Origin of the sequence: Collinsella sp. TM04-29 (genome assembly GCF_003466565.1) — a bacterium.
In the GTDB taxonomy this organism is placed as follows: Bacteria; Actinomycetota; Coriobacteriia; order Coriobacteriales; family Coriobacteriaceae; genus Collinsella.
In genome coordinates this window covers 247,953-274,683 of sequence record NZ_QSPW01000001.1, presented here as the reverse complement: position 1 = coordinate 274,683, position 26,731 = coordinate 247,953, and the positions used below count along the sequence as shown (strand labels likewise).

Annotated in this window: 22 protein-coding genes; 3 read left to right on the top strand and 19 right to left on the bottom strand. The window is 60.6% G+C overall.

Annotated features, from left to right (window positions below):
• The first annotated feature begins 118 nt into the window (after nucleotides 1–118).
• Nucleotides 119–1,582: a M20 family metallopeptidase gene (locus tag DXD39_RS01205; RefSeq protein ID WP_117802896.1), complete on the top strand. Its 1,464-nt coding sequence runs from the start codon at nucleotides 119–121 to the stop codon at nucleotides 1,580–1,582.
• A gap of 140 nt (nucleotides 1,583–1,722) precedes the next feature.
• On the opposite strand, the gene DXD39_RS01200 is transcribed toward DXD39_RS01205, so the two are convergent.
• The 11 genes from DXD39_RS01200 to DXD39_RS01150 all read right to left on the bottom strand — a co-directional run bounded on the left by DXD39_RS01200 (nucleotide 1,723) and on the right by DXD39_RS01150 (nucleotide 12,153).
• Nucleotides 1,723–2,994, bottom strand: coding sequence for a zinc-ribbon domain-containing protein (locus tag DXD39_RS01200; RefSeq protein WP_255415033.1), 1,272 nt, complete (start codon nucleotides 2,992–2,994; stop codon nucleotides 1,723–1,725).
• Nucleotides 2,995–3,144: 150 nt separating this feature from the next.
• A complete protein-coding gene (locus DXD39_RS01195; RefSeq protein ID WP_117802894.1) occupies nucleotides 3,145–4,167 on the bottom strand; it encodes a YitT family protein in 1,023 nt (340 codons plus the stop codon).
• Between the two features lie 204 nt (nucleotides 4,168–4,371).
• Complete coding sequence (locus tag DXD39_RS01190; protein WP_117790155.1) at nucleotides 4,372–4,893, bottom strand: Asp23/Gls24 family envelope stress response protein; 522 nt, start codon at nucleotides 4,891–4,893, stop codon at nucleotides 4,372–4,374.
• A gap of 44 nt (nucleotides 4,894–4,937) precedes the next feature.
• A complete protein-coding gene (locus DXD39_RS01185; protein ID WP_233502694.1) occupies nucleotides 4,938–5,315 on the bottom strand; it encodes a DUF2273 domain-containing protein in 378 nt (125 codons plus the stop codon).
• On the bottom strand, nucleotides 5,308–5,853 hold the full coding sequence (locus tag DXD39_RS01180) for a hypothetical protein (RefSeq protein WP_147347856.1): 546 nt from the start codon (nucleotides 5,851–5,853) through the stop codon (nucleotides 5,308–5,310). The genes DXD39_RS01185 and DXD39_RS01180 overlap by 8 nt, the downstream gene beginning before the upstream one ends.
• Before the next feature lie 165 nt (nucleotides 5,854–6,018).
• Nucleotides 6,019–6,825 carry a YebC/PmpR family DNA-binding transcriptional regulator gene (locus tag DXD39_RS01175; RefSeq protein WP_055251993.1) on the bottom strand — a complete coding sequence of 269 codons (807 nt, stop codon included), beginning with the start codon at nucleotides 6,823–6,825 and terminating at the stop codon, nucleotides 6,019–6,021.
• A gap of 165 nt (nucleotides 6,826–6,990) precedes the next feature.
• The gene (locus DXD39_RS01170; RefSeq protein WP_233541071.1) at nucleotides 6,991–9,174 is read right to left on the bottom strand and encodes a DUF6020 family protein; all 2,184 of its coding nucleotides are present in this window, start codon (nucleotides 9,172–9,174) and stop codon (nucleotides 6,991–6,993) included.
• Between the two features lie 141 nt (nucleotides 9,175–9,315).
• Nucleotides 9,316–10,137 (bottom strand): prolipoprotein diacylglyceryl transferase, encoded by an 822-nt coding sequence (gene lgt, locus DXD39_RS01165; protein WP_117802893.1) that lies wholly within the window; start codon nucleotides 10,135–10,137, stop codon nucleotides 9,316–9,318.
• Nucleotides 10,138–10,245: 108 nt separating this feature from the next.
• The gene (locus tag DXD39_RS01160) at nucleotides 10,246–10,524 is read right to left on the bottom strand and encodes a NifU family protein (protein WP_035137589.1); all 279 of its coding nucleotides are present in this window, start codon (nucleotides 10,522–10,524) and stop codon (nucleotides 10,246–10,248) included.
• 170 nt (nucleotides 10,525–10,694) lie between these two features.
• Nucleotides 10,695–11,219: a dCMP deaminase family protein gene (locus tag DXD39_RS01155; protein ID WP_117584124.1), complete on the bottom strand. Its 525-nt coding sequence runs from the start codon at nucleotides 11,217–11,219 to the stop codon at nucleotides 10,695–10,697.
• 82 nt (nucleotides 11,220–11,301) lie between these two features.
• Nucleotides 11,302–12,153, bottom strand: coding sequence for a type III pantothenate kinase (locus DXD39_RS01150; RefSeq protein ID WP_117802892.1), 852 nt, complete (start codon nucleotides 12,151–12,153; stop codon nucleotides 11,302–11,304).
• 192 nt (nucleotides 12,154–12,345) lie between these two features.
• On the opposite strand from DXD39_RS01150, the gene DXD39_RS01145 reads away from it, so the two are divergent.
• Together DXD39_RS01145 and DXD39_RS01140 are read left to right on the top strand one after the other, a co-directional pair.
• Entirely contained in the window at nucleotides 12,346–14,049 is a 1,704-nt protein-coding gene (locus DXD39_RS01145; RefSeq protein ID WP_117802891.1) for an OPT/YSL family transporter, read from the top strand.
• 215 nt (nucleotides 14,050–14,264) lie between these two features.
• Nucleotides 14,265–15,404 (top strand): DUF389 domain-containing protein, encoded by a 1,140-nt coding sequence (locus DXD39_RS01140; RefSeq protein WP_117802890.1) that lies wholly within the window; start codon nucleotides 14,265–14,267, stop codon nucleotides 15,402–15,404.
• 125 nt (nucleotides 15,405–15,529) lie between these two features.
• Here the strand turns inward: DXD39_RS01140 and DXD39_RS01135 are convergent, their stop codons facing one another.
• The 8 genes from DXD39_RS01135 to DXD39_RS01100 form a co-directional block, all read right to left on the bottom strand.
• Nucleotides 15,530–15,979 carry a hypothetical protein gene (locus DXD39_RS01135; RefSeq protein ID WP_147347855.1) on the bottom strand — a complete coding sequence of 150 codons (450 nt, stop codon included), beginning with the start codon at nucleotides 15,977–15,979 and terminating at the stop codon, nucleotides 15,530–15,532.
• 270 nt (nucleotides 15,980–16,249) lie between these two features.
• Nucleotides 16,250–17,209: a 3-hydroxyacyl-CoA dehydrogenase gene (locus DXD39_RS01130; RefSeq protein WP_117802888.1), complete on the bottom strand. Its 960-nt coding sequence runs from the start codon at nucleotides 17,207–17,209 to the stop codon at nucleotides 16,250–16,252.
• 416 nt (nucleotides 17,210–17,625) lie between these two features.
• Nucleotides 17,626–22,407, bottom strand: a complete 4,782-nt coding sequence (locus DXD39_RS01125; RefSeq protein WP_117802887.1) for a 2-hydroxyacyl-CoA dehydratase — start codon at nucleotides 22,405–22,407, stop codon at nucleotides 17,626–17,628.
• 11 nt (nucleotides 22,408–22,418) lie between these two features.
• On the bottom strand, nucleotides 22,419–23,129 hold the full coding sequence (locus DXD39_RS01120) for a TetR/AcrR family transcriptional regulator (RefSeq protein ID WP_117785895.1): 711 nt from the start codon (nucleotides 23,127–23,129) through the stop codon (nucleotides 22,419–22,421).
• 121 nt (nucleotides 23,130–23,250) lie between these two features.
• A complete protein-coding gene (locus DXD39_RS01115; protein WP_117637662.1) occupies nucleotides 23,251–24,108 on the bottom strand; it encodes an HAD-IIB family hydrolase in 858 nt (285 codons plus the stop codon).
• Between the two features lie 115 nt (nucleotides 24,109–24,223).
• Nucleotides 24,224–25,486: an MFS transporter gene (locus DXD39_RS01110; protein WP_117802886.1), complete on the bottom strand. Its 1,263-nt coding sequence runs from the start codon at nucleotides 25,484–25,486 to the stop codon at nucleotides 24,224–24,226.
• 100 nt (nucleotides 25,487–25,586) lie between these two features.
• The gene (locus tag DXD39_RS01105) at nucleotides 25,587–26,249 is read right to left on the bottom strand and encodes a TetR/AcrR family transcriptional regulator (protein WP_158565381.1); all 663 of its coding nucleotides are present in this window, start codon (nucleotides 26,247–26,249) and stop codon (nucleotides 25,587–25,589) included.
• Between the two features lie 74 nt (nucleotides 26,250–26,323).
• Complete coding sequence (locus DXD39_RS01100; RefSeq protein WP_089572298.1) at nucleotides 26,324–26,662, bottom strand: P-II family nitrogen regulator; 339 nt, start codon at nucleotides 26,660–26,662, stop codon at nucleotides 26,324–26,326.
• Between the last annotated feature and the right edge of the window lie 69 nt (nucleotides 26,663–26,731).

Below are 26,731 nucleotides of genomic sequence, written 5' to 3'. Positions count from 1 at the left end.
CGCCCCTGTTACAAAACGCCAAGCGGCAAACGGCATCTTTGCCAGGCCAAGTGGCAGGTGGCATACTGGAGAGAGCTTGTACGAATTGCGCGATGGCACAGCAAGGAGCAAATCGACCATGACGAAGACCAAGGCACAGCAGATTATGGCGGCAACCGAGGTACGAGCGGCTGACGACGTCACCGCAGCCATTCAGGATATCGCCGCAGAGTTTGAACCCTATATCATCAAGCAGCGCCGCCACTTCCATAAGCACCCGGAGCTGAGCCTTGCCGAGGAGCGCACGACTTCTGACATCGCCAACCAGCTCGACGCCATGAATATCCCCTACGAGCGTCCCCTTAAGACGGGCCTTGTGGCGACCCTTCGCGGCACCGCGCCCGACGCCTATCGCGAGGACGGCACGCCACGCCGCCGCATCCTGCTGCGCGCCGACATCGACGCCCTGCCCGTCACCGAGCAGACCGGCGAGGAGTTCGCCAGCGTCAACGAAGGCTGCATGCACGCCTGCGGCCACGACTGCCACATCGCCATGATGCTCGGCACGCTGCAAATCCTGCGCCATATGACCGACGACATCCACGGCGAAGTCCGCATCGTCTTCCAGCCCAGCGAGGAAAACGGCCAGGGCGCCAAGCTCATGATCGGCACGGGCGTGCTCGACGGCGTCGATGGTGCCTACGCCGCGCATATCTGGAGCGAGGTTGACGCCGGCACCGTAAGCTGCGAGCCCGGTCCGCGCATGGCCAATACCGACTGGTTCCGCATCGACGTCCGCGGCACCTCGTGCCACGGCGCTATGCCCCAGCGCGGCCACGACGCCGTTATGGTTGCCGCTGAGATCGTCAACGCACTGCAGACTATCGTCTCGCGCGAGATTAGCCCCTACGAGCCGGCCGTTATCACCGTCGGTGAGCTGCATGGCGGCACCGCGCGCAATGTTATCGCCGGCACGGCTTACCTCGCCGGCACGGTGCGCACCTACGGCGACTCGACCCACGAGGAAATGCCGGAGCTCATGCGCCGCATCGTGGAGCATACCGCGGCAGCCCTGGGCGCCGAAGCCAAGCTCACCGACTACACCATCGCCAACTACAAAGTCGAAAACGAAGCCGCATCGAGCGAGCGCTGCCGCCAGGCCGTACTCAAATGCCTGGGCCCCGCCGGCGAGGGACATTACCGCGGCACGCTTTCGGGCGAGGACTTTTCGGAGTACCTGCGCCGCGTGCCGGGCGTGCTCGCCTTTGTAGGTGCGCGCAACCCCAAGATTGGCGCCACGTACGCTCAGCATTCCTGCTTTTACAAGATCGACGAGACTGTGCTGGCAAAAGGCTCCATGGTGGCCGCCCAGTATGCCATCGACTTTTTGGCCGAGCCCACGCAAGAGGAGCTCGACGGACCCGCTATCGCCGCGGTCGCCGAGACCAACCCCGACCTCGCCGCCAAGTTGCGTTCTGCTAAGGCCACAGCCGCCGAAGCACGCGACGCCATGCACGACGCCCGCACGGCTCGCCACGCCGCGATCAAGGGCATCCACGATGCACGCGCCGCCGCGCGCCGCGAGGAGAAGCACGACGAGTAGCCGATTCGCGACCGTCTCGCAGTCATAGCCACATCGCGATAACAAAGCGGGGGCGGACGTTTCGACACGTCCGCCCCCGCTCATTTGTCAGGCTCTATTTCTTCCATTTCCGCCCCGTCCTCAAATGGCAGGTGGCAGGACTACTCGTCCTGAGAGTCCTCGTCGGAGCTTGGCTCGGACCCGGGTTCCGGTTTCGGCATGGGCTCGGATGCAGACTCGGGCTCAGGCTCAGGTGCGGGTTCAGGCTCAGGCTCGGGCTCGGGCGTCGGCTCAGGCTCCGGCTCGGGCGCGGCCGCAGCATCCGGGGCGCTATAGCCCGAAGGAGCAGACTTCTTCTCAAACGGCAGCACAAAGGTCAGGACGTCATCCTTATCCTCATCAGCCCATTCAGCTGCATAACGCGCTACCCAATAGCCAACGGCACGATGCTTGAGCATCTTGCCAAAGACCGTAAGGAATACCGTGACAAACGCCGTCAGCACCAAGAACAATACGAGCGTGATGCCACCGCCGGTAACAAGCGCCTCAATAGCCGAAGGACGGTAGTAGTAGTTATACATACCGACAGAGGCAATGGCGCCGAAGACGAGCGTCAGGATCCATGTGACAACGTTGGCGACCAGACCCGTCAAAAACTCGGGAAGGAACGAAGCGCAGAACAGCTTGGTCTTGTTGTGCTTAAACGCCGCCCAGACCTTGTCGAGCGAAAACGCGCTCTCGACACGACCGGTCACCGCAAAGTGCATCACGGCAATGTCGGCGAACATCTTAAAGAAGACCCCCAAGACCGCCGTGGCAATCATAGCCAGGACAAGCAGGCCAAGCGAGCCAAACAGCGCTGCCTCGAGTGCATAGGAGCCGTAATACGAATACGAGCCCGCGGCGCCAATTACCACGCTCTCCACCAGCGAAAGCACTACACCGATAACGGGAATGGCAGCGATAACCTCGAGCACGACCGAGATAACGCTCGAAAAGACTCCGAGGCCAAACGACGTGGAACGCATGAGTGGACGATCCATACCGCCATCAACCTTGAGCGACAGATCGCGACCCCACTCAATACCAAAGCCGGAACCACACACGCTCGCAATGCAAGCTGCCAAAAAGCCGATGGCAGCTGCAATGCCGCCAATAACGGGAATAAACAGCACGAGTACCGACACAACACAAATCAGCGCCGGTAAAAAGGCAATCTGGCACACGCGCTGCAGCACGCCCGGAGTCTTGGTCATATCCTCAAACGCCTGAGCCACACAGCCCTTGGACGCATTCGCCACGGGCGGTTGCGGAACAAACTGCTGGGGCTGACCCTGAGGGGCAGAGGCTGCGGCACCGGCATTGGAGGCACCACACGCACCACAGAACTTATCGTTGTCGCCCATGGGGGCACCACACTGCGAACAGAACATCGAGATCATCCCTTCGTATCTTGAGCGAATCATCTGGATCGCAAACGATGTCTTTGGCATCATTATCACCCAATGTGGGGACAAATACTCCAACATGACGCATTTGCAATGCGCAGGGCGCTATTCGATTGTTTGATGAGCTCGACCGCGTTAGTTCGTTCCGCGGAAACCCTTGCCGACGATCTCGGAGCTGTCGACAATCGTGATAAAGGCACCCGGATCGACTTCGCGCGCATAGCGGCGCAGTTGCACGGCCTCGCGACGGCTTAGCACGCTCATGATCACCGTCACGCACTTGCCCGAGAAAGCACCGTAGCCGCGGCTGATAGTCGCCGTACGGTTGAGATGCTTGACGATAAACTCCTCGACCTTAAGGGGCTCGGAGCAAATGACCGTGCAGACTTTACGCAGGTGGATGCTCTCGATGGCTTTGTCGACCACAAGCGTCTTGGCAAACAGGCCGAGCACGCAATACAGACCGACGCGCGGGCCGTACAAGAAGGCCGCGATGGTCACGATGCCGATATCGACCAGCAGCAGCGCACGGCCGATCTCAAGCGTCGTGCGGCGTTTGAGAATCATGGCGAGGATGTCCGTGCCGCCCGTCGAGGCACCAATATCAAAGACGATGGCGCTGCCGAGCGCCGGCAGAATCACGGCAAAGCACAGGTCGAGCCACATATCACCCGTCAGAGAGACATCGGTCGGAATGAAGAGCTCAAACAGCGAGACATAGGCCGAAAGCGCAAACGAAGCGAAGACGCTCCACAGAATCGCCTTGCGCTCCAAAAAGATAAAGCCCAGAACGACCAGGACCGCGTTGATAATCCACATAAAGACGCCGACGGGCAGAGTCGGGAACAGCGTAGAAAGAATGACCGACACACCCGAGGTACCGCCGAAGGCAAAGTGATTGGGGGTTTTAAAGGCCACGATGGCGAACGCCGTGAGGATCAGGCCCAGATTGAGCTCGGCAAAAAAGCGCGGAAAGCCTGGCTCCTGGCTGCGCCTGCGGCCGGCGCGCTCGCCTTGCTCAATAACATCGCGATCGACCACGCGCTCCATCGGCACCACCGGAGGACGATGCACCTCCTCGGCAGCACGCGACGCCGCCTCTGCCGCAGCGGCCTCAATCGCCCATGCCTTGCTTTCGGTCTCGTGTTCGTCGGCCATTACGGCAACCCCTCGTTAACAATTTGGAAACAATGCGCCCATTAGGGTAACGCGGAACGTGGCGATTGCAACCCTTAGTTAGACGAGCGGTATGACTACATCGGGAGCGTACAAAAACGGCCGGCCGCGCTTTTGCATGCGCGACCGGCCGTTTGACGTTTACGCAGATAAAACCTGCCAAAATAAACATCCCTTTTTGGTAGGTTACTCGTGCTGGCTGGTGCGGTGCTCGTACTCCTCGGGGGTGATGACATCCTCGATGCGCAGGTTGACGCCTGCCACCTCAAGGCCGGTCATCGCGGCCAGACGCTCGGTGACGCGCGCCTTAACGTCGTCAAAGATCGCAGGCGCATAGGCGCCATACTCGATGATGACCGAGATGTTGACGACCACGCGGTTGTCGTCGGTGACCTCGACCGTCACGCCCTTGGTCAGGTTCTCGGCACCAAACTGCTCCTGCACAAAGTGCATAAGGTTACCCTTCATGCCCAGAACGTGCGGCACCTCGCGGGTGGCCATGGCGACGATCTTCTCGATCACGCCGTTGGAATAGGTCAGCGAGTCCTCGGACTCGTCCGCCTCCTCGTCGTCCTCGTCCGCCTCGTCTTTGGACTCGGCCTCGACGAGCGTCTCGTCCTCGAGCGTTACGTCCTCCGCCTCGGCGGCGACGGCCTCGTTCGTCTCGAGCTCGGTATCGGCCACATCGACCTTCGTGTTAAAAGCCATGGTTCCTCCTTATGCCTGCCACGGATGCGACAGTCGAATACATATTAGCGGCCGCTAAACAGACGGCCGAAGAAGTTAACGATACCGTTCTCGCCGTCGCGAATCTGGCCGATCACGGCGCCGATCAGCACAAAGAATGCGATGACAAGCGTGTCCCACAGGCCCAACGTAAGTACCAGCACGGCGAGGATAAAGCCTGCCACGGCGCCGAGCGTAGTGTTGGGGTGGCGCACGGCGTAGCTCCAGATAGCGGCGCCCGTACCTTTGATGAGACCCATGGCCTCGTCAAAGTCGTTGGCGGCGCTGTCGTGCTGCTCGCCGGCCTCGGGCTTGGTGTCGGCGGACTCGCCTGCCGGCATAGCGTTCTGATCGATCGTCAGGCGCGGCGTGCGGGCGGTCTTGTCTTGGTTGGTATCACTCACCGGAAACCTCCACGGTCTGGACGGTAGTCTTGGACGGCAAAAAGCGAACGCGCGCAGTCGTGCCCGGCGTACCGAGCATGGTGTCGCAGGCCCGCTCGATACGCTGCTGCATCGCAGTGGCAAGGGAAGCAACGTCTTTATCATCGAGCGCGATGGCTTCGACCTTAAAACGAACGTGCGATTCGTCGGAACCCTGAACACGCGCCTCGATATGCTCGACCATCACGCGGTCATCGCGTTCGGCAGCAGCGCGGGCACACGAGGAGAGAGCCGCGAGCGTGACCTCGATATTGCGCTCCCCTGCCGGATGCACGCAGGACGGCTCGCGACGCGCGAACATCAAGCGGAAAAAACCGATGAGCACGCCAAGCGCCACGATGGCGGCGCACACCGTAACGACGACGCGAGGCATGGTGTCACGCAATAGCAGCATAAAGCGATACGTATACGGTCCCCAGAACTGGCAGACAAGCGTACCCAGCGCCACGATGGCGGCGGCAAGATACACGATCGCTAGGGCTCGTTTGAGTACGCGCACGCGCGCTCCCTTCAGGTTTCGGTCCACAGAATGCAAAACGATTCGCATCATTATAAAAGAGCCGGGTCCGGTGCCATACGCACGCGGATCCGGCTCATCTATTCCACGAGGCTTGCATGCTCGCTTCATTATGCCCAGATATGCACGGCTTAACCCGTGCAGGCGCTACTCCTCCTCGAGGGCAGCGATGACCTCGTCGGTCATGTCCATGGTGCTGTAGACGTCCTGGACGTCGTCGAGCTCCTCGAGACGGTCGATGAGGCGCTGAACCTTCTTGGCGTCGGTACCGGAGACCTCGGTCGGGGTGGTCGGAACCATGGTGGTCTCGGAACCCTTGACCTGGACGCCCTGCTCCTCGAGTGCCTTGGAGACAGCCATGACGTCGTTAGCAGCGGTCCAGACGATCCACTCCTCGCCGGCGTCCTCGTAGTCCTCGCCACCGGCCTCGGCGATGGCCATCATGAACTCATCCTCGTCACCGGCAGCACCGTTGGCGATCATGGTCTCCTTCTTGGCGTTCTCGTCCAGGATCTCCTTGGCGACGACGATCTGGCCCTTGCGCTCAAACTGGAAGGCGACGGAGCCGGAGGTGCCCAGGTTGCCACCAGCGTGGGAGAAGGCGGAACGGACATCGGCGGCAGTACGGTTGCGGTTGTCGGTCAGGCAGTCAACATAGACGGCAACACCGGCGGGACCATAGCCCTCGTACACGATGTTCTCGTAGACGGCGGCATCGGCACCCGAACCAAAGGCCTTGTCGATAGCGGACTTGATCTTGTCCTTGGGCATGGACTGAGCCTTGGCCTTAGCAACGGCAGCGGCGAGGCTGGCGTTGTTCTCGGGCAGCGGGTCACCGCCGAGACGGGCAGCAACGGTGATGTTGCGGCTCAGCTTGGAGAAGAGGGCGGAACGCTTGGCGTCCTGCGCGCCCTTACGATGCTTGGTTGTGGCCCACTTAGAGTGTCCGGACATACGTGTCTCCTATCGGTTTTGACCTAAAGCCCAGCGCAGATGCTCGGGCAATATAAACAAACGTCGTTATGATATACCTACTGGCCTGCGAGATAAACCCCAAAATGAAGGCGTCGTGATGATGCCATCCTTTGGTGCAAAGCAACCTGTCCCCTTTGCACCAAATTAGGACCAGAGAAGGTCGCTGCGAGTGATGGTGGCACCGATGGCAAAGGGCATGCAGGCGATAACCGGATACAGGTAGCGCATATAGGTCGAACCGTTGCAGGGACCGATCAGACACACGGCGAGCACGCCCAGCAGCGGCACCCAAATGGCCAGCCCGCGCCACGAATGGCGGCGCAACAGGTAGACCACCACGGCGATCATAATCCACACATAGGTGGCCGAGCTCATGGTGAGCGAGATAAACGGAATGCGCTGCACCGCCACGCGATACAGGTTGATCAGGTGGTCGCACCAGCGCACAACCTTGCTATCGACCGGATGGAAGTCAAAGTACTTGAGGTTATCGGGCTTCGCCATAATCTCGGCACTGCGCGCCGTGCTGTAGACCCACGCATCGCGGGCACTCGGATAAAAGTAGCCGTAGTAGTTATTGATGAGCGCCGAGATGTAGCACTCGGGATCCTTTTTGAACATCTGCGCCCAGACCTCAAAATAGGCCTTGATGTCCTCCTGCGAAGCGTACTCGTTAAAGCAGTTCTTGACGGCGTCGGACTTGTCGGGGTTGTAACGGCGGCCCAGATTGTCGTACTTGAGCACACGGTCGATCATGGCACGCTCATCGTCGGTCACCAAGCCGTCGCAAGGAGCCTCCACGATAGTGCCGTCCTCCTTAACCGTAGGGTTGACACCCGAGTTGAGGCCGTCGTGCTTTTGGACGAAACGAGCCGTCTGCTGGAACGGAATCGAGAGGATTTCGCGCTTGGAACCAGGCGTAATGTCGTGCGCCGGCATAAAGACCTTGGTGAAGTACATATTAGAGGCAAGGCAGAGTGCAAGCACCGCAAGAACTCCCATCCAGCGGAAACGCGGGATGGAGCCCGAAGGCGCAGCACCAGCCTGCTTGGCTGCGCGACGAGCCACATGCGCGTCCCATGCGCAAAACGCCGCCGCGATTACGCATGCCGCCAGGGGAAACACCAGGCCGCCGTTGCGCAGAAACGTGGAACCCATGGCACCCAGAGCGAGCAGCAGCCAGTCATGGCGCGCAAAGAGCACGGGCCTCTGTTCGCCCGCACGCTCGGCATTGGCATCGCGACGGGGCAGGCCGCATGCCACGAGCTTCACGGCCTGCACCAACAGCACCAAAAACGCGTCGGCAAACAGCACATCTTTGGTAAGCAGGGCCGCGTAGTTGGAGAACATGGGCATAAACACAAAGAACAGCAAGATCACGCCGCGGACCGGCAGACTCACGCCCAGCTTGCGCAGCGACGAGATGGAATAGGCCATGCAGGCGGCCGTAATGACGAACTGAGCGCAGGTGTAGATGGCAAGACCTGCGTTGGCACTGTTGAACAGTGAAAGCCCCAGCTGGACGCACGAACCGATGATAGCCGTGTGCACCACGGGGTGATGTCCGTTGAGCAACACATTGGGATTGAGCAGACGCAGGTAGTCACTCGTGCCGTTGGGGTAGTTGAACCACTGGCGAATCTGCGCACCCGTATCTCCCATAAAAAGGCCGGGCAGCGAAGCGATGAGCGTGGGCGCCCAGGCGACCATAAGCACCAGGAAGGGCCCGACAAAGGGATGGACCGAAAGCACGGCGTGAGCCACACGCCATACGCGGCCAAAGTGCGCTTCGGAAAACGGAATGCGCCGAGAGCTCAGCCAATCTAGACACTCAAAAGCCAGGTAGAAGGCAACGACCGCCAAGAGCATCCAGCCCGCACCGCCTATCCAGGCGCAGATGATCCGAGCCTTGTCGCCGAGTACGATCTCGGCAGAATCGGTGAGGTCGTAGCTGCGGCCAAACACCATGCAGACGGCAAAGAACAGCGACGGAAGGATCACCGAAGGACGCCAAGCATCGCCGCGGCCAAAGAATACGTAGCGAAACGGCAGAGTGAGCAGGCAGGCAAGCGCAAGCAGCATGACCGCGTCGGTATGGCCGGCAAACGAGAGGAGCACCTCGTAGCACACGTACAGCATGCCCGAGGCTTTGGGGTCAATCGCCAAGACTGCGTTGCTCGAGACCGGCGCGGGATCGATGGAAAACGCCGTGGTCGCCAACAGCGCGAGCAGAAATGCGATGAGCGTCTGCTTGGCGGGGTAGCGCTTAAACCAGACGATGCGGGCAGCGTCGCGCGCAGCCGTTGTGGAGAGGTCGGAATCCTTCACAGTCCAAAGAGCCTTTCTAGAAACCCGCCAAAAAGGGACAGGTTTATTTTGGCAGGTTTTATCTGGGAAAACGTTACAGTTCTGCCATCGTTGCCCAGCAGACCACCACAAAGGCGCCTGTCCCCTTTGTGGTGGTCTTGGTTAGGCGTCCAGGTAGACGCGCTGGGGACGGTTGCGGTGTCGGGCGAAGATGATGAGCGCCAGACCCGCGATTACGAGCGGCAGGCTCAGCAGCTGACCCATGGTGATGACGCCGCCCAGCAGATAGCCCAGCTGCGCATCGGGCACGCGCACAAACTCAATCAAAAAGCGAACGATGCCGTAGCCCATCACAAAGACGCCCATAAACGTACCCTGGGGCATCAGCGGTTTTTTGCGACTGAGCACCTGCAGGATGCAAAAGAGCACGATGCCTTCAAGAAACGCCTCGTAGAGCTGGGAGGGATGGCGTGGCACATCGCCCGCGGTGCCGCCAAAGACCACACCCCAGGGCAGATCGGTCGGCTTACCCCACAGCTCACCGTTTACGAAGTTGGCGCAGCGTCCCAGGCACAGGGCCAGCGGGGCGCCGATCACGGCAAGGTCGGCGACGGTCCAGGCGTCGAGCTTATACATGCGGCACACGATGATGCCGCCCAAGATGCCGCCCACCAGGCCGCCGTGGAAGCTCATGCCGCCCTCGTTGGTGGCAAAGATCTCGAGCGGGTGGGTCCAATAGTAGCCATCGCCGTAAAAGACGACGTAAAACAGGCGCGCGCCGATGATGAGGCCAAAGACCGCGCCGACCACGACGCTCGTCAAGTCATCGATCGTAATGTCGAAGCCCCAACGACGCTGCGTGCGGTACATAACGACCGCCGTGAGCAGGGCGCCGACCACGTAGGCCAGGCCGTACCAGTAGATAGTGATGGGGCCCGCCGAGATCGCGACGGGATCAAGCATATGGTAGAGGTCGTTGAGCATATCGATCCCCTGCTCCCTACATACAAATGCGGCCGCGGGCCTTACGCTCGCAGCCGCATATTTGGACGTAACGTCTATGCAGAGCGTACCGTCCGCAGCTTTCGCGTCTTAGAACGGCGCGTACTCGTCGTACAGGTCCTCGGCCTCGCCGGAAGCATTGACCTGCTCAACGCGGGTAACGCCGGGCACATGCTCCTTCAGGATGCGCTCGATACCCATGGAAAGGGTTAGCGAGCTCATGGGGCAGCCGGCGCAGGCGCCCTGCAGCTCCAGCTTGACAACACCCTCGTCGTCGACGCCCACATACTCCATATCGCCGCCATCGGCCTGCAGGTTGGGGCGAATCTCTTCAAGAACCTTCTTAAGCAGCTCTTCGTTAACAGCCACAGGGGCTCCTTTCTCACAATAACGCGGGCACGCCCGCGGACAGGGGCTATGTTACTACAGCCATGTACCCGCTTAGGCGCCAGCCATGCGTGCGGACACGACTTTCACGAGCAGTCAATTTGGGACGGGGCTCTTTTGGCTGTTTTGCCGCCAGCTGGCGTTGGCACGCGCTACTGCCGAGCCTGTCCCCCGGTACCAATCTGGACATCGACGATGACCTGGCGGTAGCTGATGCCGCAGGAGTCGAGAATGCGGCGGCTGATACGGCCGTCATCGGTGTCGGCATACTTATTGTCAAGGTAGACGACCTCGCCCACGCCCACCTGCGCCAGGATTTTGGCGCAGTCATGGCATGGGAACAGCGTGACGTAGACTGTGGAACCCTCAAGATCTTTGAGCGAGCCGCGGTAGTTGAGCACCGCGTTGGCCTCGGCATGGACGACGTAGTTGTGCTTGTCCTGCAGCGGGTCATCGCTCGTACCCCACGGGAAAAAGTCGTCGTTGAGCGCCGAGGGCGTGCCGTTGTAACCCACCGAAAGGATGCGGTGGTTGGTGCTGGCGATGCACGCTCCCACCTGCGTGTTGGGGTCCTTGCTGCGGCGCTGCGCGGCGATGGCCACGCTCATAAAGAACTCGTCCCAGCTAATAACGTCGCGGCGCTTGCCCGACGCGGTTTGATGAAGATCGTCCGACATGGCAGACACCTCCGCAATCGCAATAGTTTGGCCCATTGTAGCAGGTGAAAGGTAGGGGCGCTTATCCCACCAGCCCCTCGCCCTACGCGCGGCGGGGCTTTTGGTTGATGCGGTAGAGCTCGGCGAGACCCCGCAACGTCAGCGCGTCGTCTACCGTCAGGCTATGGCCGACCAGCGCCGCAAGTGCCTCGGCATCGTCGCCGGTAATGACGATGGGCACATCGCCCTCCCCCGCAGCCTTGGTCGCGCGCATCTCGGCAAGCACCATGTCGAGCATTCCGTCGATGCGGGCTACCTCGCCCAAAACCACACCCGAGCGCATGGCCTCACGCGTGTTGCGTCCGATGACGTGCGTTGGCGCCGAGGGCTCAACCTGGGGTAGGCGCGCTGCTGCCGCCGAAAGCGAACGGGCGCCGAGGGCCAGGCCTGGCGCGATAACGCCGCCCACAAAGGTACCGTGCGCGTCGATGACCTCGATATTGGTCGTCGTGCCCAGGTCGATCACGATGCACGGAGAGCCGTAGACGGCACGGGCCGCCACGGCGTCGGCGATGCGGTCGGGACCGATCTCGGCCGGGTCATCGTAGTGCACAGGCATGCCGGTCTTAAGTCCCGGCCCCACGGTGAGCACGCGCCCCGTGCAGGTGCGGGAAAGCGCCGTCTTCCAAGGGCGCTCGAGCGCCGGGACTACACAGCTCAGCACGGCCGCGGCGGGTGCAAGCACCCCGGGCACACCTGCATCGGCGGCGAGCGCGCCCATGACCTGCACAAGTCGCATGCGCGCTTCGTCGGCCGTAATGCTCGACGGCGTCGTGATCTCGCATGTCGCAAGCGGACATTCCTGCGCCGCGGCCGAATCCTCTGCAAACAGGCCAAAGCGAATGAACGTGTTGCCCACGTCGACCGTCAATATATATGCGCACCCATCAAGCATCGTCGGCGCTCCTTTCGTCTGCCCAGCAGTATATCGCCTACCTAAACCAGTCATCCCAAAATGACTAGCTTGCGGCTATACTGGTGCGCGGTCGTTTGCGAGCTCACGCGGCGGCCCTTGGTAACCCGACTTCCCGCGCCGTATCCGTAACGGCGCTCCCGGGGGAAGCGGATATACGCAAAGGAGTTTTATATGAGCAATCCCTCGAACCGCGCTTCGATGCGCGGGCAACTCACGCTGCGCGGCGTCGTCATCGGCGTCCTTGGCTGCGTGATCATCACGGCAAGCTCGGCCTACACGGCCCTCAAGATGGGTGCACTCCCCTGGCCGATTATTTTCGCTGCCGTCATCTCGCTGTTCTTCCTGAAGCTCATGGGCAACGCCAGCCTCAACGAGGCCAACGTCACCCACACCATCATGTCCGCGGGCGCCATGGTCGCCGGCGGCCTGGCGTTTACCATCCCGGGCGCCTGGATGCTGGGCTATGCCGACCAGATCAGCTGGCTCGACATGTTTATCGTGGCACTCGCCGGCACCATCTTGGGCCTGCTGGCAACGGCGCTCATCCACCGCCACTTTATCGTGGACGCCGCGCTGGAGTTTCCCACCGGCAATGCCGCAGCTCAGACACTGCGCGCCACCGAGGCCGGCGGCAAGACCGGCAAGCAGCTCTTTGGCTCCATGGCCATCGCAGGCATCTACAGCGTGCTTCGCGACGCCCTGGGCGTGGTGCCCAGCATGCTCTGCACGCTCAACATCCCCGGCGTGACCTTTGGCATCTACAACTCGCCCATGCTGCTCTCCGTCGGCTTCCTCGTGGGCTTCGCCCCGGTCGCCTTCTGGTTTGCCGGCGCCCTGCTGGGCAACTTTGGCATCATCGTGGGTGGCACCGCTGCCGGTCTGTTCGACGTTGTGACTGCGCAGGGCATCGTCAAATCGCTCGGCATGGGCCTCATGATGGGCTTTGGCGTCGCCGTCGTCCTCAAGGACATCCTGCCGCAGGTCGCCGGTATCGTCCGCGGTCTTGCCGCCGACAGCTCCACCGACACCGACGAGCAGTCGCTCATCTCGGGCTCCCTTAAGCTCGACGCCGGCATCATCGGCCTGGGTGCTGCCGCCATCGCCGTGATCGTAGCCATCGCGCTCGACCTTGGCCCCGTTCCGGCCGTCCTCGTGACGCTGTTCACCTTTGTCACCACCATCATGAGCGCACAGAGCTGCGGCCAGACGGGCATCGACCCCATGGAGATCTTTGGCCTCATCGTCATGCTCATCGTGGCTGCCTTCGCACAGATCGCTCAGGTCAAGCTGTTCTTTATCGCCGGCATCGTAGCCGTGGCGTGCGGCCTTGCGGGCGACGTCATGAACGACTTTAAGGCCGGCGCCGTGCTGGGCACCAACCCGCGTGCGCAGTGGATCGGCCAGGCCATCGGCGGCATCGTGGGCGCCCTGGTCGCCGCGGCCGTCATGGTCGCGCTGGTTACCGCCTATGGTCCGGATGCTTTCGGCCCCGACAAGAGCTTTGTGGCCGCACAGGCAAGCGTGGTCGCCACCATGGTCTCGGGCATTCCGAGCGTGTCGTGGTTCGCAGGCGGCTTTATCGCCGGCATCGTCATGTACTGGCTCGGCATTCCTGCCATGATGATCGGCCTGGGCGTCTACCTGCCGTTCTACATGTCGCTCACGGCCTTCTTGGGCTCCTGCGTCAAGCTTGCCTACGATAAGTGGGCCGCACACCGCGACGCTACTGCCGGTCTTTCGGACGAGGAGAAGGCCTCCAAGGATGCCGCCTTCCAGGAGCAGGGCCTGGTCGTCGCCAGCGGCCTGCTCGGCGGCGAGTCCATCGTCGGCGTTATCCTGGCGTTTGTCTCTGTTGGTCTGAGCCTGCTAGGGTAGGCTGAACAACAACGCACCAGCGCAGAGCGCGGGGTCGGAATCAAACCGGCCCCGCGCTTTTTTGTCTATTTGACTCTTATGATCCTCACGGCGTTTTAGCCATGTCGATTGGCCTGACTTACAGGTCAACAAACCTTGTCTGACACCTCGCCTAACGCGGTGTAGAGTAAAGACGACAGACGCAAGAAGCGGCTCAGGAGCTAAACGAGGTAAGCATGGAACTCGACAAACAACAGATCAAGCGGCTGCGCGAGCGTCATCATCGTCGTCACGGTATACGCCCTGCACACAGCGAGGCCATGGAGAATGCCACCCGTTTCCTTAAGCAGGCGTTCAACATACGCGAGGGACGCGCGCCCTATCACGTGATTCGCAAGCGCTTTGTAAACGGGGCGCGCCTGACTGGCTCGCACTTATGCATCCTGATCATTGCCATGTTGATCGCGAGCATCGGCCTCGATATCGACTCGGATATCGCCATTGTAGGTGCCATGCTCATCTGCCCGCTCATGGGCTCGGTCCTTGCCATGGCATACGGCATTGCCACGCTCGACCGCGAGATTGCCGTCGAGGCAATTGCCGGCCTCGCGCTGCAGATGGTCTTTTGTCTAATCACGTCCACGCTGTACTTTAAGCTCTCGCCCCTTGGCACCACCACGGCCGCCATCATCGACAACTCGACACCGACTGTGTGGGACCTTGCCGTCGCGCTCGCGGGCGGCTTTGCGGGCGGACTGGGCAACTCGCGCGACCAGGAACCCGCCACGCTCATCGCCGGCGTGGCCGTGGCGACTGCGCTCATGCCTCCCCTGTGCGCGGCGGGCTACGGCATCGCCATCGCAAACGGGTCGCTCTTCCTCTCGGCGCTCTACGAGTTTGGCATCAACGTGGTCTTTATCGCGCTGGCGGCCGAAGCCGTGCTGCTTCTTTTGCGCGTGCCACTCAAGCGCGACCTCAACGGCGACGGCATTGTAACCGCCGAGGAAAATGCCGAGGTCGATGAGCTGTCACACAAGGTGCGCCGCCGCATCATCGTGGGCACGGTGATCTTTGCCATCCCCTGCATCGTTATGACCGCGGGATCCATTGGCTCGGCGCAGGCCGGCGTGCAGGACGGCTATGGCGTCACCGAAACCACGCGCGAGCTTGCCGCGGTGCTGCCGGGCTTTAAGGATTACACCGTTGCCGTCGAGACCTCGGCCACCGAAGGCGAGGAGGAGGGCCTTGTCGAGCGCGAGGTTGTCGCCCATGTGACGACAAGCGAGGCGCTTGGGGCACACGACCGCCGTGTAGCCCGCAAGCTCATCGACCTCAATGTGCCCGAGCTCGATCGCGTGGAGTTTGATGTGCAGTAATACGCGACGTGGGATGGATGCGCGCAGCCGCGAGTCACGACATGGCGCAGACGTGACGCGGGCCACGAGCAAATAGCGGGACGCGGTCCGTGGCCGCGCTCCGCTCGCTGATTTATTGCCGTGAATCAACTTTCCACATCGACATCGCCAGACTCCACTATAAACGCCGGATCGGCGCTCGCCAGATTAAAACGGGTCACCTTGGTATCTCTAAACAGGTAGAGCCAACCCTGATCGCGTCGGCGCGAAATATACGCCACGTGTACCGTACCGAATTTTTCGCCGTTTTCATTCTTTAACACCAGAATGTTGGGGTCGTCCATACGCTCGAACTGTCCATCAACGCAGTTGCCGCCCTTGCCGACCAGTTGCCACCGATGGTTATCCTCCTCAAGAAAGGCCAGAGTTTCCAGACTTGTTTTGTCATCCCGATAGTAACCATCAATGGCAAAGCCTTCGGAAACGCATTCCTGCATATAGGATGTTTCTCGATTTATAGCAAACTGCCCTGCAACGCCCAGGAGCACAGCCAGGCAAACCACCGCAAGGGTTATCGAGACAAAACGGCGGCTCATGTTAGCCAGCCCGGTACTTGTTTAGCGGAGCACGAAACATACTTGGAACCTCCGATATCAGCGCAAACGCCACCTACGGCCTGCCGGCAATTATATGTTTCCAACATCAAACCATATGGCAACCACTCGCGAGAGGCGTATCGGCGAACGGTGCGTTTTTGCGCCCCATTGGCCAAACGTCAACGCGCACTACAGCTCTTGCTCGACCTATTCAGATCTTGTCGCATACTACCGTAGATCCCCAACGCTTCCACCCCCAAGAGATCATTTTTAGTACGTAAAGAAACCCTCGCCCGAGCTTTCGCCCAGCTTACCTTCGTCGAGCATTTTCTTGAGGACGGAGGCCATGGCCTTAAAGTTGTAGGGCATCATCATCTTTTTGAGCAGCGGGCTCACCAAGCCCGGCACCTTCTGATACTGCATGACGATGTTGTAGGCCGTCTGGATTCCCACCGTGTCGAATACGCGAAACGGACCCTTGGGGGCACCGGTGCCACGCGTCCACGCGAGGTCGATGCTCTTGGGATCGCTCACGCCCGAGACATACAGGTCAAGGCCCGAAAGCAGCCACGGCACCAGCATGGAATTGAGCAGGTAGCCGTTCTTTTCCTTGTTGACGGGCAGCGCCAGCATGCGGATGTCGTTGGCAAAGTCGACGAGCTCGTCGAAGTAGCGTTTGTCGGTCTGGTCCTGCGCCATGACCTCGGTCATGTTGTTCTTCCAGATGGAGTTGGCAAAGTGCAGCGACAAGTACTTCTCGGGGCGGCCGGTGTACTTGGCAAAGGTGCTCGGCAGCAGCGTGGAAGAGTTGGTAACGATGACGGTCTTTTGCGGCAGCACCGGGGCGAGCTTCTTGTAGAAGTCGATCTTTGCCTGGGTGTCCTCGGCCATAGACTCGATGACCAGGTCGGCGTCGGCCACGGCCTTGGCAAGATCGAGCTCCAGCTTGAGTGTTGAGTAGGCACGTTCAACGGCTGCGAGTGCCGCCTCCTTGTCGAAAGGCTGGTCGCTATCGGCGATACCGGCGCACCACTCGCCCGTACCGTCCGCCATGCCCTCGATAGCCGCGATGTACTCCTTGCGCACATGATCGATCTTGGGCTGGGTGCGGCCGATGCTGCCCTCGCTGCGCAGCCAAATCGTTACATCAAAGCCGCAGTAGGCAGCCTGAAAGGCAATCTGGCTTCCCAACACGCCGCCACCGGCGACACAAACGGTCTTGTAGCTCATGGAAACGGTCCTCTCATACGTAATTCCATAGATGTGTATTTATTCAACCGTAAGGATGGCACGCACTGGGGGTGGGTTCTATAAACGGACGGTATTTCGCGGCAAACGGCTACATATGTTCATTATCTCAGGATCCGAGGGTGATTTTTGGTGCCACCGAAACGTCGTTTTCGGAAGTATGCGGCAAATTTTGAAACTCCCGAGCACACCCCCGTTTTCCGTAAATAAAACCGCAGGTACAGAGCTTGGGCATGCCAAGTGTGCTCGGCCTATTCAGATTTTGCCGCATACTTCCGAAACCTAAGTTCGCAAAGGGTGATAGTTGGGGCGTTTACGCAACATATGTCCAGCAAAAACGGGTGGCAGCCGGCACGGCTGCCACCCGTTTGTCTCATATCCAGCACAAAGCAGGCCAGTTACTTCTTAATGCCACGTCCCAGACGCTTGGCGACCGATGCAACGGCCTCCTCGCTGGCCGGCCCGCAGCTCACGCAGCCATCGTGGGCACGCATCTGGCCGGTAACCTCGTCCATCGCGAGCGGCGCCACCTTCTCGAGCTTAAAGCCCTTGCCGGCGCGCATGTTTTCCTTGGCCACGCTGATCATGAGCTTAATGCGGTTGAGCTGGTTGACCTCGGACGCGCCGGGGTCGTAGTCCACCGCGACGATGTTGCTCTCGGGGTGCTGGCGGCGCAGCTCCTTGATCACGGCCTTGCCCACCACGTGGTTGGGCAGGCACGCGAAGGGCTGCGTGCAGATGATGTTGGGCGCGCCGTGATCAATCAGGTCGAGCATCTCGGCCGTGAGCAACCAGCCCTCGCCCATGTTGTTGCACACCGAAAGCACCGTGCGGGCCTTGTCCGCCATGGTGCCGATGCGCTCGGGTACTTCAAAGCGCTCGGACTTTTCGAGCAGCTCCTCCACCGGCGTACGCATCCAGTCCACGAGCTTAATAAGCGCTTGCATGCCCGCGCGCGTAGTGGCAGAACTTCCCAGCTCGTCTTTCTGCAGCTCGGCGTTGCTCATGGAGTACAGGAAGAAGTCGAGCAGGCCCGGTACCACGGCCTCGCAGCCCTCGCGCTCGATCACGTCGACCACATGGTTGTTGGCCGTGGGATGGAACTTGACCAAGATCTCACCGACCACGCCCACGCGCGGCTTGGTGCCCTCGCCCACGAGCGGCATGGTGTCGAACGCGCGGATGGCCTCGCGGCACAACTTGGTGTAGTTGTGACGGTTAAACTTGGGCGCCAGCTTGCGGGCACGCGCCATGTACTCCTCGTAGAGCGCGTTGGCGGCACCGGGCGTGGCCTCGTACGGGCGGCAGCGGTAGAGCATCTGCATCATCACGTCACCAAAGAGCACCGCGTACACGGCCTGCTTAAGCAGCGCCGGCGTAATCTTAAAGCCGGGGTTGTCCTCGCCGAGTGCCACGGCCGAAAGCGAGATCACCGGGATCTCGGGGTGGCCGCTCTCGCGCAGGGCCTTGCGGATGAGCGCGATGTAGTTGGTGGCACGGCAGCCGCCGCCAGTCTGGCTGATAACCACGGCCGTCTTGGACAGGTCGTACCGACCGCTCTCGATGGCCTCCATGATCTGGCCCGTCACCAGGATCGACGGATAGCAGATGTCGTTGTTCACGTAGCGCAGGCCGGCCTCGACGGCGTCGTGATCGGTCGAGGGCAGCAGCTCCAAGTTGTAGCCGGCACCGCGGAACACCTCTTTGACCAGGTCAAAGTGAATCGGCGCCATCTGCGGGCACAGGATGGTGTAGCCCTCGTCGCGCATCTGCTCGGTAAAGGGCACCTTGGGCCACGCGGTCGAAGCACTCTCGCGCTGCGCCACGAAAGTGTACTTACGGCTTGCGAACGCGGGGGCATCCGTGGAGGGCGCCACCGGCGCGGCATCGCCCTGCTCAAAGACCTCGCCCGCAGCCGTGGCCTCGGCCAAGCGCTCGGCCTCCTGGTCCTTGAGCGCCGCCATGAGCGAGCGGATGCGGATGCGCGCGGCGCCCAGGTTGGACACCTCGTCGATCTTGAGCACGGTGTAGATCTTGCCGCTGGCCTCCAGGATTTCCTGCACCTGGTCGGTGGTCAGAGCATCCAGACCGCAGCCGAACGAATTGAGCTGGATCAGATCCAGGTCGTTGCGCATCGTCACAAAACGGGCGACGGCGTACAGGCGGCTGTGGTACATCCACTGGTCGACGACGCGAATCGGGCGCTCGGGCTTCACCAGGTGCGCAAGCGAATCCTCGGTAAAGACCGCAAAGCCAAAGCTCGAGATAAGCTCGGGCAGGGCGTGGTTGATCTCGGGGTCGTTGTGGTAAGGACGGCCGGCGAGCACAATACCATGGCCACCGTGGTCCTCGACCCACTTAAGGGCCTCCTCACCCATGGTCTGGATGTCCTCGTGGAAGCGCGCATCGGCCTCAAAGGCAGCGTTGACAGCGGCGTCGACCTCGGAGCGCGTGATCTTGGGTCCACGCACGCGACCGCGACCAGCCTCGGCATCGGCCACGCGGTCGACGGCGAGTACCTGATACAGACGGCGCTTGAGCTCGGTCTTGTCGTGATAGGGCACAAACGGATACAGGAACTCGATGTTCTGCTCGCGGATCTCGTCGATGTTGAGTGCCAACGCCGTGGGGTAGCTCATGACGATGGGGCAGTTATAGCAGTTACCGGCCGTCGGGTCCTCTTTGCGCTCCCAGCGCACGCACGGCATCCAGATGAAGTCGACGTCGCGGTCGATAAGGTTCATTACGTGGCCGTGGCTCATCTTGGCCGGATAGCACACGCTCTCGGACGGCATGGACTCGATACCCGCCTGGTAGGTCTTCTTGCTCGACTGGTCGGACAGCTGCACGCTAAAGCCCAGGCGCGTAAAGAACGCGTGCCAGAAGGGGTAGTTCTCGTACATGTTGAGCGCGCGCGGGATGCCGACGGTGCCGCGCGGGGCCTCGTCGGGGCTCAGAACCTCGCGGTTAAACAGCAACTCGTTTTTCTTTTTGAAGAGGTTGGGGGCCTCGGTCTTTTGCTTTTTGTGGCCGGCACCCTTCTCGCAGCGGTTACCGGTAATGAAGCGCCTACCGCCACCAAAGTCGTTGACGGTGAGCTGGCAGTTGTTGGAGCAACGGCCGCAGCGGACGTGTTTTTGCGTCACGGTGAGGTGCGCGATGTCCTCGGCAGAAAGGATGGTCGAAGTGCCGTCGGCGCCGGCGCGATCGCGGGCGAGCAAAGCAGCGCCATAGGCGCCCATGCAGCCGGCGATGTCGGGACGCACGGCATGAACGCCGGTGAGCTGCTCAAACGCGCGCAGCGTGGCATCGGACATAAAGGTGCCACCCTGAACGATCACCTGGCTGCCGATCTCCTTGGGGTCGCGCAGCTTAATGACCTTGAACAGGGCATTCTTGATGACGGAATAGGACAGGCCGGCCGCGATGTCACCCACCGTGGCGCCTTCCTTTTGCGCCTGCTTGACGCGCGAGTTCATAAAGACCGTGCAGCGGCTGCCCAAATCGACCGGGGCCTTGGCATGGATGGCGGCATCGGCAAACGCGCGCACGTCCATGTTCATAGACACGGCGAAACTCTCGATAAAGCTGCCGCAGCCCGACGAGCAAGCCTCGTTGAGCATGATGTGTTCAATCACGCCGTCCTTGACGCGCAAGCACTTCATGTCCTGGCCGCCGATGTCCAGGATAAACTCGACGCCGGGCAGGAATGCCTTGGCGCCGCGCAGGTGCGCGACGGTCTCGATCTCGCCGGAGTCAGCCTTGAGGGCCTCGATGAGCAGCGCCTCGCCGTAACCCGTGGTGGTCACGTGGCCGATGGTGCAGCCGGCGGGGATGTGATTGTAGAAATCGGCCATGATGACCTTGGCCGTGCCCAGGATGTCGCCGTTGTTGTTGCCGTACCAGGTGTGCAGCAGCTGGCCATCCTCGCCCACGAGCGCGGCTTTCATGGTGGTAGAGCCGGCGTCGATACCGATGAACACGCGGCCGGTGTAGCCGTCGAGCTTGCCCTTGGGGACGACTTCCTGGTCGTGGCGACCCTTGAACTCGGCAAAGTCCTCGTCGGTGGCAAAGAGCGGGTCCAGGCGCTCGACCTCGGCACCCTGTGTGTCACCCAGGGCATCGATGGCCTCAATGAGCTGCGGGAACGTGCTGAGCTTGTTGGACTCGTGCGTCATGGCGGCGCCGCTTGCCACAAACAGGTGGGCGTTTTGGGGCACAATGCGGTGCTCCTCGTCCAGGTTGAGCGTGAGGTAGAAGCGGTGGCGCAGCTCGGAGAGGTACTGCAGCGGGCCGCCCAGGAAGGCGACGTTGCCGCGGATGGGGCGACCGCACGCCAGACCCGAGATGGTCTGGGTCACGACGGCCTGGAAGATGGAGGCGGCCACATCCTCGGGACGGGCACCCTCGTTGAGCAGCGGTTGCACGTCGGTCTTGGCAAATACGCCGCAGCGACTGGCGATGGGATAGATGGTAGTCGCGTTGGCCGCGAGCTCGTTGAGGCCGCTCGCGTCGGTGTGCAGCAGGGTTGCCATCTGGTCGATGAACGCGCCCGTACCGCCGGCGCAGGTACCGTTCATGCGCTGCTCGATGCCGTTATCGAAGTAGATGATCTTGGCGTCCTCGCCGCCCAGCTCGATGGCGACGTCGGTGGCCGGGATGAGGGTCTCGACGGCGCGTTTGCTGGCGATGACCTCCTGGACAAACTCCAGCTCGAGCCACTGGGACAGCAGCAGACCGCCCGAGCCGGTAATGGCGCAGGTCATTTGGGCCGTCGGCAGCACGGTCGCAGCACCCTCGAACAGGTCGCGGGCGCAGGCACGGACATCGGTATGATGGCGCTGGTACTTGGCGTACACGATCTGGTTGTCGTCGTTGAGCACGGCGAGCTTGACGGTGGTGGAGCCCACGTCGATGCCCAGGTGCAGGTTGCCACGAGCGTTCTCGGGGTTGAAGATCGCGCCTTCGGGGGCGTGGGCGGCGGCTACGGGCTCAGTGGCGGTAGCGGGCTCGCCAGCGACGGACGTCTCCCCTGCCGCGTTCTTGGCATCGGCAACTGCCTCGGCAACTTTCTCGGCAGCCGCGGTCGCGGCCTTCTGCGCGGCGTCCATCACGGTGGGCGCGGCCTCGCGTGCGGCAGCGACCATGCGGTCCTTAATGCCCTCGACGAGCTTGCTCATTGTCTCTCCTCTTAGTTGTTGGACTCGACGGTTGCGGCGGTGTCGGCCGCGTCCTCGAGCTGCAAGTTCAATAGCTTCATGCCGTATTCCGGCACGTTGATATCGATGGGTTGGCCATACAGGTCACCAGGGCGCACAAAAGCGAGCACCGTCATAATGCGCGCCATGGCCTCGGGTGATTCGGTGAGCCCACGCTCAAACCAGCGCTGAATCAGGCCGACCTCGGCACTCACGACGTAGGTGACGTAGTAGTCAAAGAACGTGCCCAGCGCCAGGCCCAAAATGCCCGTCTGCGCACGCGGCACCACAGCCTCACGCGCGGTGTCGATGATCCTTTTAATGAAGGCCTGGTCGCCGCCCGGACCCAGCAGCGCACCAATTAAGTCGCGGTTGGCCGCAAGATAACGCAGCAGCTCAACCGAACCGGGCGCCGGCTCGAGCTCATCGATGTTGTGATAGAGATCAGGCAGCTGAGCTGCGGTGATGAGCTCAATGCGCTCACGGATCTCGGCCAGCAAGCCGTCCTCGATTTGATTGATAAAGTCGGGAATATCGCGGTAGTGCGAATAGAACGTGCGACGCGTAAGGCCAGCGCGCTCGGTGAGCGACGCGACATTAATGCGCGAAAGGTCGCCGCTTTCGGCAAGCTCGCTAGCAAGTGCCTGGCGAAGGGCACGCTGCGAGCGAAGGGACCGGCGATCACATTTCTCGAGCTGGGACAAGCGTCCTCCTTGTTACTCAGCCTGTGCGCTATTGCACAGTGCGAGTATTATTGCACACCGTGTGCATCAACACGTAAAGGCAATATTTGGGATGCGACGAAGGGGCAGTTCCTTTGTCACATTATTCAATGATGGTGCGGGAGCTCTGCTTATGCATGGTGGCGAGCATGTGTTTGGGGACGGCGTGGACCATGCAGCTGCCGATAGTTGCGCTCGCAGCAGCCTTAGCTGCATCGCTAGCGTTTTTGGTCGCATAGCTGTGGCGGAAACGCTTGAGCATGGCGATGTCGTTGCCGCCGTCGCCGTAGACCGCGACCTCGTCCTCGGCAATACCGTAGTAGCCCGCCAGCCAGGCCACACTCTCGCCCTTGTTGCACGCCACGTCCGTGATCTCGAACATCACCGGATCGAACGGCGCGTTGACCACATGGTCCGAGCGTTCGGCAAGATAGGCCTTAAGGTCACGCTCCAGCTCGGGCGAGGTCACGCGACAATTGATCTTGCATACATCGTGGCGCAGGATGTCACCGATCGACTGGTCGAAATACTGCTCCTCGTGATACCCACCGCGCGCACGCATGCCGCGCATCACAATACGCTTGATGGGGCTGTCCTTTTTAAAGCCCGCCTGATGCATCTCGAACGAACCGCTCGAGTACATGCCATCGGGCGTGGAACAATCAAAGCAAATGTCCGGGAACGCCTTGAGCAGTTCCTCAGTGACCTGCGGATCGATGGTCCAAGTCTTGAGCACCTCGCCATGGCTGTCGCGCACGATGGATCCATTGGAGCAGCAGGCGTCAAGCGCCAGGCCCGTAAAGCCATGCTCGCCGATCGGCAGCGTCGAGCGTCCGGTCGCGGGAACCACATGCAGGCCGGCCTCGGTCAGCTCGCGAATGGCACGGCGAATGGTTCCGTCCGCCTCGTGCAGGGCGTTCAGCAGCGTTCCGTCTAAGTCACTCGCAAACATCTTGATCATGGGCATGCCTCTCCTTCGTCTGCACGATATTGTAGACGAAGGAGAGGCGTGCCCAAACAATGCCGTCCCGGCGCGGCGTACCACCGCCTCCACAAATTCACGGTGCCCCAGCGCGTTAAGACAATCGCCACAAGCGACTTTTCAGCCGATAAAACAGCGCCGTCGTCAACGTCAGCACCGCCAGCATGCCTGCGAATACAATCGCCGGAGTCCATCGATCGTATGCGAGCCCGTAAACCAATTGGCCAATAGGCGTTGCGCAGGAAAGGACCGTGTAAACGACCGAAAGCACTTTTCCGCAGAGCTCAGTCGGCGCTGCCCGCTGAACAAACGCGATGATTTCAACCGACGCAATGGCTGCCCACACCATGACCCATGCCGAGCCAACCGCAAACACGGTGAACACGCATGCATCTGCGCCGAACAGCAGCGTAACAATGATCGGTGCGACTCCAAAACAGATCATCGCAACATATCGACATATGCCATTGAAAGAAAAACGATGCGGCCAAATGCCGACCAAGCCACTGCCGGCAAGACCACCCAAGCCCATCGCAACCTCAACTACCCCAACGCAGGACGATTGCATGCCGAGATGCTTTGTAATAATAATGGGAGCGCCAATCGTTAGCCCAACCAACGCAAGGTTCAAAACTGCCGCAAGCAAAATCACAGCGGCCAATGATACACTTTGCAACAGATACCGAATCGACTCCCGAAAATCGTTTCGGCATGTCGTACGAGTCGCGCTGTCCCCCATCGTTTCAGATGAGGCATTTTGCTTGAGTGCGCCTCTAAACAGCAGAGTTGACATCGCAAACGCCACCGCCGCGATCGCGCAAAGAATATCGATGCCAAAGCACCCATAGACTGCCGTCCCGACCACAGGACCCAAGATATTGCTCACCATAGTCGACTGCGAAACCAATGCAGTGGCCCGCTCAACCTTCTCTTCACCCGCCATGCGCACCGTCTCAATTTGGAGCATTGGCTTTAGCAGCGATTGAACGCCATATTGAACACAAAGTATCGCTACTACGACGACCGCAAGAGGCAATGAGCGCCTCATGGGGATAGACAGCAGCGATGCAGCCATCAGAGCAATACCGAGGGCCACGAGGACCTCGCGCTGTCTTCCCCGATCCGCCAAGATTCCGCCAACCGGAGTCACGAGCACACCTGGTATGAACGCTATCGCCGCGACGGCGCCATATAACGTTGACGATCCACTGCAATCGAACAAGTAAAGCGGATACGCAAAGCACAGCGCCGACAGCATCGAATACGTGCACAGCTGCGCAACCAGAAGTTCCGCGAGCCTGATTGACCGCACCATTTTTGGTTCCAACAAGACGCTGACGTCTCTCAGCCCAGCCATAAGTTCGCTCCCTATACATACCGATAGTATGTATTTATCGACTTGAAAAGGGCAGCCGGAGCTGCCCGTTCAAATCTATTACATACCGTTGGTATCTATATTACCACCCGGCGCGGTCCCATACGTCCCAAATCTGCGCCGTTGTCTGAAGCACTTCCTCGCCCAAATCGAGTCCCACCGCGGCAGCCATCTGCGCCAAACATTGAGCGCGAGCGAGCATTCGATCCTTGGTCTCGAGCGGACGGAACAGCGGCAGCAGCCAAAGATTCGCCAACAACGATACGGCCTCAGCCGCTTCGCGCGGGCATTCGCACGCAATGGAGCCATCGTCGATGCCCTCCTCGATCACTGGCAAGAGATAGCCATCGGCCGACTCGTCGAACGAGCCCTGGTACTGCATCGCCAGTAGACGCGAGCTTTTTACCGGATCTGCCGCAGGATGCATGCGTGCCCATAGCTCAATTTGTGGAACGACAGACTCGGGCGCGTACAGTCGCTTGAGCTTTTGGGCTCCGGTCATATTGCCGATACCAAGCGTTGAGCGACGTTGCTCAACAATCGGAGTCATCGCCCGATCAAACGCGGCGTTGAAAATCTCTTCTTTGCTCTTGAAGTGATGATAGACAGCGCCCTTGGTCATGCCATCGAGACGGTCGACGATATCTTGAATGCTCGTCCCCTCATAACCCTGTGTGCAGAATAGCTCCAGTGCCGCGTCGAGAATCTTCGCGACCGTCTCCTCGGGATATTTATTGCGACCCATAATCCGCCCATCCGCAACGCAAGTCTTGTGCCTCATTGCAGCATTTTAACGTTGCGGATGGCAGGCGGTCGATCCTACACCGCGGCGGGGCCGTGTTCGCCGGTGCGAATGCGGATAACCTCCTCGACCGGCTCGACCCAAATCTTGCCGTCTCCAACGGCACCGGTGCGAGCAGCGTTGCAGATAATCTCGACAATGCCGTCGACATGCTCGTCGGCGCAGATAAGGGTGAACTGCACCTTAGGGATCGTGTTGACAAGCAACTCGTTGCCGCGTACGTATTCCTTCCAGCCATGCTGCGCGCCGCAGCCCTGCACCTGGTTGATAGTCATACCGCGAACATCAGCAGCAAACAGCGCATCTTTAAGAACCTCAAGCTTTTCCTGGCGCACGATAGCCGTGATTTTTTTCATAGTGAATTCCTCTCAATAATCAACGTATCCCTTTACATGAGACGCGGGTTTCCCAGGTGCCGCAAACCA